This window comes from Methylotuvimicrobium sp. KM2, assembly GCF_038051925.1.
Taxonomy (GTDB): domain Bacteria; phylum Pseudomonadota; class Gammaproteobacteria; order Methylococcales; family Methylomonadaceae; genus Methylotuvimicrobium.
In genome coordinates this window covers 4,105,833-4,118,740 of sequence record NZ_CP150634.1, presented here as the reverse complement: position 1 = coordinate 4,118,740, position 12,908 = coordinate 4,105,833, and the positions used below count along the sequence as shown (strand labels likewise).

Annotated in this window: 10 protein-coding genes and 1 tRNA gene; all 11 read left to right on the top strand. The window is 45.7% G+C overall.

Going from position 1 to position 12,908, the window contains the following annotated elements:
- Positions 1 to 26: 26 nt before the first annotated feature.
- The 11 genes from WJM45_RS17330 to rpsG all read left to right on the top strand — a co-directional run bounded on the left by WJM45_RS17330 (position 27) and on the right by rpsG (position 12,898).
- Positions 27 to 102 (top strand) — tRNA-Trp (locus WJM45_RS17330).
- Between the two features lie 38 nt (positions 103 to 140).
- The gene (gene secE / locus WJM45_RS17325) at positions 141 to 518 is read left to right on the top strand and encodes a preprotein translocase subunit SecE (RefSeq protein ID WP_341326294.1); all 378 of its coding nucleotides are present in this window, start codon (positions 141 to 143) and stop codon (positions 516 to 518) included.
- Positions 519 to 521: 3 nt separating this feature from the next.
- On the top strand, positions 522 to 1,055 hold the full coding sequence (gene nusG, locus WJM45_RS17320; RefSeq protein WP_341326293.1) for a transcription termination/antitermination protein NusG: 534 nt from the start codon (positions 522 to 524) through the stop codon (positions 1,053 to 1,055).
- 101 nt (positions 1,056 to 1,156) lie between these two features.
- A complete protein-coding gene (rplK, locus tag WJM45_RS17315; protein WP_014149784.1) occupies positions 1,157 to 1,588 on the top strand; it encodes a 50S ribosomal protein L11 in 432 nt (143 codons plus the stop codon).
- A complete protein-coding gene (gene rplA / locus WJM45_RS17310; protein ID WP_341326292.1) occupies positions 1,588 to 2,283 on the top strand; it encodes a 50S ribosomal protein L1 in 696 nt (231 codons plus the stop codon). Before rplK ends, rplA begins: the two co-directional genes overlap by 1 nt.
- A gap of 189 nt (positions 2,284 to 2,472) precedes the next feature.
- Complete coding sequence (gene rplJ, locus WJM45_RS17305; RefSeq protein ID WP_014149782.1) at positions 2,473 to 2,967, top strand: 50S ribosomal protein L10; 495 nt, start codon at positions 2,473 to 2,475, stop codon at positions 2,965 to 2,967.
- A 43-nt stretch (positions 2,968 to 3,010) separates the two neighbouring features.
- Complete coding sequence (rplL, locus tag WJM45_RS17300; RefSeq protein WP_341326291.1) at positions 3,011 to 3,379, top strand: 50S ribosomal protein L7/L12; 369 nt, start codon at positions 3,011 to 3,013, stop codon at positions 3,377 to 3,379.
- 127 nt (positions 3,380 to 3,506) lie between these two features.
- Positions 3,507 to 7,583, top strand: coding sequence for a DNA-directed RNA polymerase subunit beta (rpoB, locus tag WJM45_RS17295; protein WP_341326290.1), 4,077 nt, complete (start codon positions 3,507 to 3,509; stop codon positions 7,581 to 7,583).
- A gap of 72 nt (positions 7,584 to 7,655) precedes the next feature.
- The gene (gene rpoC, locus WJM45_RS17290; protein WP_341326289.1) at positions 7,656 to 11,870 is read left to right on the top strand and encodes a DNA-directed RNA polymerase subunit beta'; all 4,215 of its coding nucleotides are present in this window, start codon (positions 7,656 to 7,658) and stop codon (positions 11,868 to 11,870) included.
- A 164-nt stretch (positions 11,871 to 12,034) separates the two neighbouring features.
- Positions 12,035 to 12,409 carry a 30S ribosomal protein S12 gene (gene rpsL / locus WJM45_RS17285; protein WP_014149778.1) on the top strand — a complete coding sequence of 125 codons (375 nt, stop codon included), beginning with the start codon at positions 12,035 to 12,037 and terminating at the stop codon, positions 12,407 to 12,409.
- A gap of 18 nt (positions 12,410 to 12,427) precedes the next feature.
- Positions 12,428 to 12,898, top strand: coding sequence for a 30S ribosomal protein S7 (rpsG, locus tag WJM45_RS17280; RefSeq protein ID WP_341326288.1), 471 nt, complete (start codon positions 12,428 to 12,430; stop codon positions 12,896 to 12,898).
- Positions 12,899 to 12,908: the final 10 nt, after the last annotated feature.

Here is a 12,908-nt window from a genome sequence, read left to right as displayed (position 1 = left end):
AAATAATTTTTAATGTTTTCTGAATTAGGTCAGTAGCTCAATTGGCAGAGCAGCGGTCTCCAAAACCGCAGGTTGGGGGTTCGATTCCCTCCTGGCCTGCCATCAGAAAAATACAATAACTATAAATCGTAATAACAATCATGAGTACACAAGTTGAATCCTCAGCATCGGTAGGTGATGTTGTTAAGCAAGTTTTCTCAATTGTTTTTGTTATTGCAGGCCTTGCGGGTTTTTACTACTTTTCCGAATTTGCCTTGTTATATAGGGTACTCTCGCTAGTCGTAATTGTTCTGATTGCAATGGGTCTCATGTTGACTACTCAATTGGGTCAGGGGTTTTGGACTTTCGCATTGGAATCGAAACAAGAAGTAAGAAAGGTAGTTTGGCCGACGCGTCAAGAAACAATGCGGACGACTTTAATGGTCTTTGCAATGGTTATTATCGTTGGTGTGATACTTTGGTTGCTTGATATGTTTTTATTTTGGGGTGTTCGTTTATTGACCGGTCAAGGAGGCTGATAAATGGCACTTCGTTGGTATGTTGTTCATGCTTATTCAAACTTTGAAAATAAAGTCAAAGAAGCGTTAGAAGAAAGGATAAAGCGGGAAGGTCTAGGTCAGTACTTCGGCAAGATTCTTGTGCCTACGGAAGAAGTTGTCGAGATGCGTATGGGGCAGCAGCGTAAAAGCGAGCGCAAGTTTTTTCCGGGTTATGTGCTCGTGCAGATGGAATTGACCGATGAAACATGGCATATGGTTAGAGATGTCCCTAGAGTGCTTGGGTTTATTGGTGGAACATCCGACAAGCCGGCCCCTATAACGGAAAAAGAGGCGATGTCTATTTTAAATAGAGTCGAGGAAGGGGTTAATAAACCAAGGCCAAAAGTTTTATTTGAAGTCGGTGAGGTTGTAAGAGTGAACGACGGGCCTTTTAAGGATTTCAATGGAACGATAGAAGAAGTTAATTACGAAAAGAGCAAGCTTAGGATTTCGGTTTTAATTTTTGGCAGGTCGACACCGGTAGAGCTGGACTTCAATCAAGTTGAAAAATCATAATAAAGCGTCAAAAATTTTTTAAAATCCTGGATATGACTGTGTCCGGGATTTTTGTTTATTAGGGGAGCTGAAAAGCGATTGCACCCGATTTGGAGTAAATAATGGCAAAAAAAATTAATGCATACATAAAGTTGCAAGTAAAAGCTGGTGAAGCTAACCCTAGCCCACCAGTTGGACCTGCATTAGGTCAGCATGGTGTCAACATTATGGAGTTTTGTAAAGCCTTTAATGCAAAAACTCAAGAGTTAGAAAAAGGGTTGCCGATTCCGGTTGTTATTACCGTTTATAGCGATCGTAGTTTTACCTTTATTACTAAAACTCCGCCTGCTTCGATTTTGTTAAAGAAAGCTGTTGGTGTAAAGAGCGGCAGTAGTACGCCGAATAAAGTGAAAATTGGCACAGTGACGCGTGAACAGCTTGAAGAAATCGCCAAAACCAAAATGGAAGATTTAAATGCGGCAAGCTTGGATGCGGCAGTTAAAACTATAGCCGGAAGTGCTCGTAGTATGGGCCTCAATGTGGAGGGCGTGTAATGGCAAAGCTGACTAAAAAAGCAAAACTGATTAAGTCGAAAGTAGATAGAAGTAAACAATATTCGGTCGACGAAGCGGTTGGTTTATTGAAAGAGCTAGGAAACAGCAAGTTTGTCGAATCGATCGATGTCAGTGTCAACTTAGGCGTCGATCCAAGAAAATCCGATCAAAATGTTCGTGGCGCAACCGTATTGCCTAATGGAACCGGTAAATCCGTAAGAGTTGCTGTATTTACTCAAGGAGCCAATGCAGATGCGGCGAAAGAAGCGGGGGCGGATATCGTTGGTATGGAAGATTTAGCCGATCAGGTTAAAAAGGGCGAAATGAATTTCGACGTAGTGATCGCTTCTCCCGATGCAATGAGGGTTGTTGGTCAGCTGGGTCAGATTTTAGGCCCAAGAGGCTTAATGCCAAATCCAAAAGTCGGAACGGTTACGCCGGATGTTGCAACCGCAGTTAAAAACGCAAAATCAGGGCAAGTACGTTATCGAACCGATAAGTCGGGGATCATCCACTGCTCAATCGGTAAAGTGGATTTTGACGCGACAGCCATTCAACAAAACCTGGAAGCGTTATTGGCCGACTTGCGCAAAGCTAAGCCGAGTGCCGCGAAAGGCGTTTATATGAAAAAAATTACGCTGTCATCGACCATGGGTCCAGGGCTTTGGATCGATCAGAGCGGGCTGGCTGGTTAAGGCGAAAGACTTTGGGTTGCCGGAAATGCCGGCAACCGTCAAAGACCGCAGGTGTTGTAAAAACTTAATTGTCCTGCGTAGACGGGAGCTGGAGCCGCAAAGCTGGTGAAAGGGACCGTAAGGGGCATCTACTCAAAGATGCGTTTTATTGATTCTGACAAAAAATCAGATATGTACCGGAGGTAAATTGTGGCACTAAATTTAGATAGCAAGAAAGCTGTCGTCGAAGAGGTTGCCGAATTCGCCGCTAAAGCCCATTCCGCCGTGGCGGCGGAATATCGCGGTTTGACCGTGTCGGAAATGACCGAGTTACGGAAAACTGCAAGAGAAACGGGTGTTTATCTGCGGGTTGTGAAAAACTCATTGGCAAAAAGAGCCATAGCCGGGACAGAATTCGAATGTATGCAAGAGGGCTTAGTCGGTCCGTTATTGCTAGCGTTTTCGATGGAAGATCCAGGTTGTGCGGCAAGATTAATCCATGAGTTTGCAAAAAGTCATAACAAGCTCGTCACTAAAATAGTGGCTATCGGTGGGCAGGCATATGATGCTAATGAACTTGAAAGATTGGCAAAACTGCCGACACGCGATCAAGGAATTAGCATGTTGATGTCGGTCATGAAAGCACCGGTTGGTAAGCTTGCACGGACATTGGCTGCACTTAAAGACCTTAAAGAAGCGGCATAACCTTTTTTTAACCAGTTTTACATCTATTTTAGAGGAATACATAATGGCAATTTCACAAGAAGATATCTTGGAAGCGGTCTCTAACATGACGGTTATGGAAATCGTTGATTTAATTTCAGCGATGGAAGAAAAATTCGGCGTATCGGCGGCTGTCATGGCTGCGGCTCCAGCGGCAGCGACGGCGGCAGCGGCTGAAGAACAAACCGAATTCGATGTTATTTTGACTGCGGCCGGAGCTAACAAGGTTGCCGCGATTAAAGCGGTTCGCGGAATCACGGGTCTGGGCTTGAAAGAAGCGAAAGACGCTGTTGAAGGAGCGCCAACTACTTTGAAAGAAGGCGTTAGCAAAGATGAAGCAGAAGCGGTCAAAAAGGAGCTTGAGGACGCAGGTGCTTCAGTCGAAATTAAGTAAAGATTTTGACGCAAAATTTAAGGCATTAAGCCCCTTAGTACGGCTGGTGACATTTTGTCATCGGCCTTTTGCTGCTTATTCATAAGTGGCAAAAAATAATTCCTGATGAAATAGGTATGGAAGCAATATGGCCTACTCTTTTACCGAAAAAAAACGCATTCGTAACAACTTTGGCAAGGGTACAGAAGTACTCGACGTGCCTTATCTTTTAGCGACGCAAATCAATTCCTACGCGAGTTTCCTGCAATCCGGTATGCCGCCGGAAAAGCGGTTGAATGTGGGTTTGCACGCCGCTTTTTCCAGTGTATTTCCAATAGAAAGTCATTCCGGATATGCGGTTCTGGAATATGTAAAATACCGGTTAGGAGAGCCGACATTCGATGTCAGGGAATGTCAACAAAGGGGTGCAACTTTTGCTGCGCCACTGAGAGTGTTGGTGCGCTTGGTCATTTACGATAAAGACGCGCCTGGAAGCACGAAAGTTGTTAAGGATATCCGGGAGCAGGAAGTCTACATGGGGGAGTTGCCGTTAATGACCGATAACGGAACTTTCGTCATTAATGGAACCGAGCGGGTAATTGTTTCTCAGTTACACCGTTCTCCGGGCGTGTTTTTTGATCACGATAAAGGTAAAACGCATTCATCAGGAAAGTTATTATTCAACGCAAGAGTTATCCCTTATCGCGGCTCTTGGCTTGACTTCGAGTTCGATCACAAGGACTGTGTCTATGTCAGAATAGATAGACGTAGAAAAATTCCGGCAACGATCTTATTAAGAGCGCTGGGTTATAATAACGAAGAAATGATGGATATTTTCTTTGAAACCAATCGCTTTATCTTGACTGATGATAGTTGTTTGTTTGATTTGGTGCCTGAGCGACTGAGAGGCGAAATTGCCGCCTTCGATTTTAAACATGATGGAAAGGTTCTGATCGAAGAGGGGCGTCGGATTACGGCAAAACATATACGCCAATTAAAAGAAGCGGGCGTCACTCAAGTCGAAGTCCCTAAAGCCTATCTGCATGGAAAAGTGTTAAGCCGTAACCTGATCGATGAATCGACAGGCGAGCTGATTGCCAATGTCAATGATGAGCTTACCGAGGAATTACTCGATAAAATCATAGATAGCGGTATACAAGAGCTAAACACGATTTATGTCAACGATCTCGATAGAGGGCCCTATATCTCGAATGCGATGCGTTTGGATACGAGTAGCACGCAACTGGAAGCGCTAGTTGAAATATATCGCATGATGAGACCAGGAGAGCCGCCGACAAAAGAATCAGCGGAAAATCTGTTTCAAAACCTGTTTTTTACCGAAGACCGTTACGATTTGTCGACGGTTGGACGTATGAAATTCAATCGGCGCCTGGGTCGTCAAGAAACAACCGGAGAGGGCACGCTCAGCAAGGAAGATATCATTGATGTATTAAAGGAATTGATCAATATCCGAAACGGAAACGGTAATGTCGATGATATCGATCATTTGGGTAACCGAAGAGTCCGTTCGGTTGGCGAGATGATCGAAAACCAATTCCGAGTTGGCTTGGTCAGGGTGGAGCGAGCGGTTAAAGAGAGATTGACATTGGCCGATTCCGAAGGCTTGATGCCGCAGGAAATTATCAACGCGAAACCGGTATCGGCGGCGGTTAAAGAGTTTTTCGGCTCAAGCCAGCTGTCACAGTTCATGGATCAAAATAATCCGCTTTCTCAGGTCACGCATAAGCGCCGAGTATCGGCTTTAGGCCCCGGTGGATTGGCGCGCGAGCGCGCCGGCTTCGAGGTGCGTGATGTTCATACCACGCATTACGGGCGCGTTTGTCCGATCGAAACTCCGGAGGGACCGAATATCGGTTTGATCAACTCATTGGCCGTTTATGCACGAACCAACGAATATGGCTTTCTTGAAACGCCCTATAGAAAAGTTGTCGATGGAAAACTGACCGATCAGGTTGAATATCTTTCGGCGATCGAAGAAGGGGAGTTTGTCATCGCTCAGGCGGCTGTGCCGGTCGATGCGGACGGTCGTCTAAAAGAAGGGCTGGTATCATGCCGTTATAAAGACGAATTTACATTGTCGATGTCCGATACCGTGCAATATATGGACGTATCGTCTAAACAAATCGTATCGGTTGCAGCGTCTATCATCCCTTTCTTGGAGCACGACGACGCGAATAGAGCGTTAATGGGCTCGAATATGCAGCGTCAAGCGGTTCCGACTCTAAGAGCCGAGAAGCCGCTAGTAGGAACGGGTATGGAGCGAACCGTAGCAAAGGATTCCGGGGTGGCTGTCGTAGCTACGCGAGGCGGAACCATTGAGGCCGTCGATGCCGCTAGGATTGTGGTCAGGGTGAACGATGCCGAAACCGAGTCAGGTGAGCCTGGAGTCGATATTTATAACCTGACCAAGTACACGCGATCCAACCAAAATACCTGTATTAACCAAAAGCCATTGGTTAAGCTTGGCGACATCGTCAATGCTGGCGATATATTGGCCGATGGGCCTTCGACCGATATCGGCGAATTGGCTTTGGGTCAAAATATGTTGGTGGCTTTCATGCCTTGGAATGGATACAACTTTGAGGATTCAATTTTAGTTTCCGAACGGGTTGTTAAAGAAGATCGTTTTACGACTATTCATATTGAAGAAAAAACGTGCGTTGCGCGGGATACTAAATATAACCCGGAAGAGATTACCGCGGACATTCCAAACGTCAGCGAAGAAGCCTTATCGAAATTGGATGAGTCCGGGATCGTTTATGTCGGTGCCGAGGTTAAGGGCGGTGATATTCTGGTTGGGAAAGTGACTCCGAAAGGTGAAACGCAATTGACACCTGAAGAAAAACTATTACGTGCGATTTTCGGTGAGAAAGCGGCCGATGTAAAAGACACGTCATTAAGAGTGCCTAACGGTGTTGAAGGGACGGTTATCGATGTCCAGGTCTTCACGCGAGATGGCGTTAAGAAAGATAAGCGTGCGCTCGAAATAGAAGAAGAGCAAATCAAGCGTTATAGAAAAGATCTTGACGATCAGCTAAAAATTGTCGAAAAGGACATATATGCGCGAGTCGCTAGATTAATCGTCGGCAAGAAGGCCTTATCCGGGCCGGATAATTTATCTTCAGGCACCGTCGTAAATCAGGGATATCTGGATCAATTGAGGCCTTCTCAATGGCTGCAAATCAAAATGGAAGATGAAAACATCAATGTTCAATTGGAAGGAGTCATCGAGCAAATCGAAAAGCAGAGAAAGGATTTCGATGTCAAGTTTGATATCAAGCGCAAAAAGATCACTATGGGCGATGATTTGCCGCCCGGTGTTCTAAAAATGGTTAAGGTCTACCTCGCGGTTAAGAGAAGAATTCAGTCGGGCGATAAAATGGCTGGACGACATGGAAATAAAGGGGTTATTTCCATGATTAGACCGATCGAAGACATGCCTTATACAGCAGATGGTAATCCGGTCGATATCGTATTGAATCCTCTCGGGGTTCCGTCCCGAATGAATGTAGGCCAGGTGTTGGAGACGCATTTGGGTTGGGCTTCCAAGGGTTTGGGTATCAAGATTGGTAAAATGCTTGAGGCTCAAGCAAAAATTGTTGAAATTAGAGGGTTTTTAGAAAAAATCTATAATAGCAGCGGTCGTAAGGAAGACTTGAATGCCTTAACCGATAAAGAGATCCTCGAACTAGCCCATAATTTGGTAGAAGGGGTGCCGATGGCGACTCCGGTTTTCGATGGCGCTACCGAAGACGAAATTAAAACCATGTTGAGACTGGCGGATTATCCTGAACATGGTCAAACTGTACTTTATGACGGTTTGACCGGCGAACCGTTCGAACGCGAAGTTACCGTTGGTTACATGTACATGTTGAAATTGAACCACTTGGTAGATGATAAAATGCATGCGCGCTCTACCGGTCCTTATAGTCTGGTAACTCAACAGCCGCTGGGTGGAAAGGCTCAATTCGGCGGTCAACGATTCGGCGAAATGGAGGTATGGGCTTTGGAGGCTTATGGGGCGGCTTATACCTTGCAAGAAATGTTGACTGTGAAATCCGATGATGTAACCGGTCGAACCAAAATGTATAAAAATATCGTTGATGGCGACCATAAAATGGAAGCGGGTATGCCGGAATCGTTCAACGTCTTGATCAAAGAAATACGTTCACTCGGTGTCAATATTGAGTTAGAAAGCGATTGAGTTCGATAATTTACCTTAATTTGATTGCCCGTTCCGGCCTCGTGCCGGAAACCATTTAGAGAGGATAAGCTCTTGAAAGATTTAATGAACTTTTTAAAGCGCCAAGGCCGCGCCGATGATTTCGATTCAATTCGCATAGGCTTGGCGTCTCCTGACATGATCCGTTCTTGGTCTTATGGAGAAGTTAAAAAGCCCGAAACGATTAATTATCGAACTTTTAAGCCGGAACGAGATGGATTGTTTTGCGCCAAAATTTTTGGCCCTGTGAGCGATTATGAATGTTTATGCGGAAAATATAAAAGACTGAAACACAGAGGTGTAATCTGTGAAAAATGCGGCGTTGAAGTCACGCTTTCAAAAGTACGTCGAGAAAGAATGGGGCATATTGAGTTAGCTAGTCCAGTTGCTCATATTTGGTTTTTGAAGTCCTTGCCATCGCGGATTGCACTGCTGCTAGACATGACGCTTCGTGAAATTGAGCGCGTCTTGTATTTCGAGTCATTCGTGGTGCTTGATCCGGGGGTAACTCCGCTTAATAAAGGGCAATTGTTAACCGATGACGAATATCTCGATGCCGTCGAGGAATTTGGCGATGATTTCGTTGCGAAAATGGGCGCCGAAGCTGTTTTTGACTTGCTCAAGGCAATTGATCTTAATGGCGAGATCAATCGTTTGCGGGAAGAGATTAACGGCACTAATTCAGAAACCAAAATTAAAAAGTTTTCAAAGCGCTTAAAAGTGATCGAATCGCTGTTAAGCTCTAAAAATCGTCCTGAATGGATGATTATGCAAGTATTGCCGGTTTTGCCTCCGGAGTTGAGGCCATTGGTGCCTTTGGATGGCGGACGGTTTGCCACGTCGGATTTAAACGATCTTTATCGTCGCGTTATCAATAGGAATAACCGGCTAAATCGTTTGTTGGATTTGAACGCGCCGGATATTATCGTTCGTAACGAAAAGCGAATGCTGCAAGAGTCGGTTGACGCATTGCTTGATAATGGCCGTAGAGGCAGAGCTATCACCGGCACTAACAGAAGACCGCTCAAATCCCTTGCCGATATGATTAAGGGTAAGCAAGGCAGATTTAGGCAAAATTTGCTAGGTAAGCGTGTCGACTATTCCGGGCGTTCGGTTATTGTGGTTGGGCCAACGCTACGTTTACATCAATGCGGTTTGCCTAAAAAAATGGCTCTGGAATTATTCAAACCGTTTATCTTCAGCAAATTGCAGTTAAGAGGACTCGCGACAACGATTAAAGCCGCGAAAAAAATGGTCGAGCGAGAAGGTGCCGAAGTTTGGGATATTCTCGAGGAAGTCATTCGCGAACATCCGGTATTGTTAAATAGGGCGCCTACCTTGCATCGCTTAGGGATACAAGCGTTCGAGCCAACCTTGATCGAAGGTAAAGCGATACAGTTGCATCCTTTGGTTTGTAGCGCTTTCAATGCCGATTTTGACGGTGACCAAATGGCGGTACATGTGCCATTGTCGATAGAGGCGCAGCTTGAAGCCAGAACGTTGATGATGGCGACCAACAATATTTTGTCGCCGGCAAGCGGCGAGCCGATTATCAACCCATCTCAGGACGTGGTTTTAGGGCTTTATTTTATAAGCCGAGAAAAAGTCAATGCAAAAGGCAATGGCTCGATCTTTGTTTCAATAGATGAGGTTCATAAAGCCTTGGCATTTAAAAGCGTCGACTTACAAGCCAAGATTCAATTAAGAATTACTGAAAGAATAAAAACTGATAGAGGGGTTGCCGAACAAAAAACCTATCGTGTCGAAACGACGGTTGGTCGAGCATTGATTTGGGAAATTGTTCCCGATGGTATGCCGTACGAGATAGTCAATTGCGATATGACGAAGAAAAATATATCGCGGCTGATCAATTATTGCTATCGGCATTTAGGTATCAAGGAAACGGTCATTATGGCCGACCAATTGATGTATCTTGGTTTTCGTTATGCAACCCGCTCGGGTGTGTCTTTCGGTATCGAAGATATGGAGATACCGGCTAAGAAAGAAGAAATCATCAATACGGCTAATGCGGAAGTTAACGAAATACAAAGTCAATACTCATCAGGTCTGGTGACTGACGGTGAGCGATACAACAAGGTGGTTGACATCTGGTCTCATGCCAACGATCAGGTTGCGAAAGTCATGATGGATGGCTTGGGTGTTGAGGAAATCGAAGATGCCGATGGCAATAAGGTTACTCAGAAATCGTTCAACTCAATATTTATGATGGCCGAGTCGGGTGCTCGGGGTTCCGCTGCACAGATTAGACAATTGGCCGGTATGCGAGGTTTGATGGCGAAGCCGGATGGTTCGATTATCGAAACGCCGATTACTGCGAACTTTAGGGAAGGTCTGGACGTACTGCAGTACTTTATTTCGACTCACGGCGCTCGTAAAGGGCTAGCCGACACAGCGTTGAAAACCGCCAACTCGGGTTATTTGACAAGACGTTTGGTCGATGTGGCTCAGGATTTGGTTATTACTGGCGACGATTGCGGCACGACGCAAGGTATCTCGATGATGCCCATTATCGAAGGTGGTGATGTGGTCGAGCCATTGGCCGAGCGTGTATTGGGTCGTGTAGTCATTAACGACGTGATGGATGCGGCTGGCGAAAAAGTTATTGTTAAAAACGGAACCTTGCTTGATGAATACTGGGTGTCGGTGCTTGAAGAAAACAGCGTTGATCACGTTTATGTGCGTTCGGTTATCACTTGTGAAAATCGTCATGGTGTTTGTGCTGCATGTTACGGCAGAGACTTGGCTAGAGGGCATTTAGTCAATAGTGGAGAAGCGGTCGGTGTCATTGCTGCGCAATCCATCGGTGAGCCGGGGACGCAGTTGACAATGCGTACTTTCCATATTGGCGGTGCAGCTTCGAGATCGGCTGCGATTAGTAATGTACAAGTTAAAGCGGCTGGAACGGTTAAGTTAAGTAACCTTAAGACAGTTACAAACCGGGAGGGAAATCTGGTAGCGGTATCCCGGTCCGGTGAAATTGGCATCATCGACGAATATGGCCGTGAGCGCGAGCGGTATAAAATTCCTTATGGCGCGGTGTTGTTAGTGCAGGACGGAAGTAAAATTAACGGTGGAGAAATTATCGTCAACTGGGATCCGCATACGCATCCGGTAATTACTGAAGTCGATGGCGTGGTCAGCTTATTCGACTTCATGGATGGTGTAACGGTTCAAAAACAGGCAGATGAGGTTACGGGCTTAAGTTCCTTAGTGGTTACCGACCCTAAGCAAAGGGGTAGTGCAGGTAAAGACTTGCGCCCGATGGTTAAGCTAATGGATGCCGCCGGAGAAACTATTTATTTACCGGGAACAGAAATTCCCGCACAGTATTTCTTGCCGACCGGAGCAATTGTCAGTATCAAGGATGGTCATGAGGTTAAAGTTGGTGACGTATTGGCGAGGATTCCTCAGGAGTCGAGTAAAACGCGCGATATCACTGGTGGTTTACCTCGTGTAGCCGACTTGTTTGAGGCAAGAAAAACCAAGGATCCGGCGATTTTAGCGGAAACAACCGGCACGATATCGTTCGGTAAAGAAACCAAAGGTAAGCAGCGTGTGATCATAACGGATGCAAGCGGCGAGCAATATGAAACATTGGTGCCGAAATGGCGGCATATCACAGTGTTCGAAGGCGAGCATGTCGAGAAAGGTGAAACCATCGCTGAAGGTGAATTGACCCCGCACGATATCTTAAGATTGCGTGGTATTGAAGATCTAGCGAATTATCTAGTGAAAGAGATTCAAGATGTTTATCGATTACAGGGTGTAAAAATCAATGATAAACATATAGAGGCAATTATTAGACAAATGCTTCGTAAAGTTGAAATTACCGCGGGCGGTGACACGGAATTCCTGAAAGGCGATCAGGTCGAGCGGGCCTATGTCCGTGAGATCAATGAAAAAATGGAGGCGGAAGGAAAGATACCTGCAAGTTTTGAGTCTGTTTTGTTAGGTATCACTAAAGCTTCATTGGCAACTGAGTCATTTATCTCGGCGGCTTCCTTCCAGGAGACGACTCGAGTGTTGACGGATGCGGCGGTTCGCGGACTGAGCGATGGTTTACATGGGTTGAAGGAAAATGTGATCGTTGGGCGATTAATACCTGCGGGTACTGGATTAGCTTATCATGAACAAAGAAGGAAGCGACGCTCCAAAGACATCGAGGTTCCATCCGAGGGTGATAATATTTCATCAGTAGATGCGGGTGATGTAGAAGAAGCGTTAAAGCAAGCCTTAAACACTGAATAATTTAAATCGGCTTGACCTGGAAAAAAAATAGCGTTAAGATGCTCTGCTCAAATGAGCTAACGCTATTTGTCAGGATAAGCATTATATGGCCGCTGTGCATAGAAATGTACGGCGGTTATTTTTATTGACTGGCGGGTAAACTGAATTATTGGAGTAACAAATATATGGCCACGATCAACCAATTGGTTCGTAAGCCGCGTGCTAAAAGAATAGAAAAAAGCAATGTTCCGGCGTTAGAGGCATGTCCTCAGCGTCGCGGAGTATGTACTAGAGTCTATACCACGACTCCCAAGAAGCCGAACTCGGCATTAAGAAAGGTCGCGCGGGTACGGTTGACAAACGGTGCGGAGGTAAGTAGCTATATTGGTGGTGAGGGTCACAACCTGCAAGAGCATTCCGTTGTGTTGATTCGTGGCGGTAGGGTAAAGGATTTGCCGGGTGTGCGATATCACGTCGTTCGCGGAAGTCTTGATACTTCGGGTGTCAAAAACAGAAAGTGTGGTCGTTCGAAGTATGGAACGAAAAGACCTAAAGCCTAACGAAGTTTGGTGAATTAAATGTCAAGAAGAAGAGTAGCGGCGAAAAGAGACGTCATTCCGGATCCTAGGTTTGGTAGCACCATGCTAACCAAGTTCATGAATATGATCATGACTAGCGGAAAGAAATCAGTTGCCGAAAAGATTGTATATGGTGCGCTGGATGTTATCGAAAGTAAAGGTCATACCGAGCCGTTGGAGGTGTTGACTCGAGCTCTGGAAAATGTGCAGCCGCGTGTTGAAGTTAAGTCAAGACGTGTCGGTGGTGCAACTTATCAGGTTCCTGTTGAAGTTAGGCCTTCCCGTCGTGCGGCCTTGGCGATGCGCTGGCTGATTGATGCGGCACGTAAAAGAAACGAAAAAAACATGCCTTCAAAGTTGGCCGGCGAGTTGTTGGATGCCTTCGAAAGTCGTGGGGCGGCAGCTAAAAAGCGTGAGGAAACTCATCGTATGGCCGAGGCGAACAAGGCGTTTTCTCATTACCGTTGGTAATTTAAGTTAC

What these genes read in the sequence shown, in the direction of transcription:
- secE (WP_341326294.1), top strand. Translation starts at nt 141, where the DNA reads ATGAGTACACAAGTTGAATCCTCAGCATCGGTAGGTGATGTTGTTAAG.
- nusG (WP_341326293.1), top strand. Translation starts at nt 522, where the DNA reads ATGGCACTTCGTTGGTATGTTGTTCATGCTTATTCAAACTTTGAAAAT.
- rplL (WP_341326291.1), top strand. Translation starts at nt 3,011, where the DNA reads ATGGCAATTTCACAAGAAGATATCTTGGAAGCGGTCTCTAACATGACG.
- rplA (WP_341326292.1), top strand. Translation starts at nt 1,588, where the DNA reads ATGGCAAAGCTGACTAAAAAAGCAAAACTGATTAAGTCGAAAGTAGAT.
- rpoB (WP_341326290.1), top strand. Translation starts at nt 3,507, where the DNA reads ATGGCCTACTCTTTTACCGAAAAAAAACGCATTCGTAACAACTTTGGC.
- rpsL (WP_014149778.1), top strand. Translation starts at nt 12,035, where the DNA reads ATGGCCACGATCAACCAATTGGTTCGTAAGCCGCGTGCTAAAAGAATA.
- rplK (WP_014149784.1), top strand. Translation starts at nt 1,157, where the DNA reads ATGGCAAAAAAAATTAATGCATACATAAAGTTGCAAGTAAAAGCTGGT.
- rpsG (WP_341326288.1), top strand. Translation starts at nt 12,428, where the DNA reads ATGTCAAGAAGAAGAGTAGCGGCGAAAAGAGACGTCATTCCGGATCCT.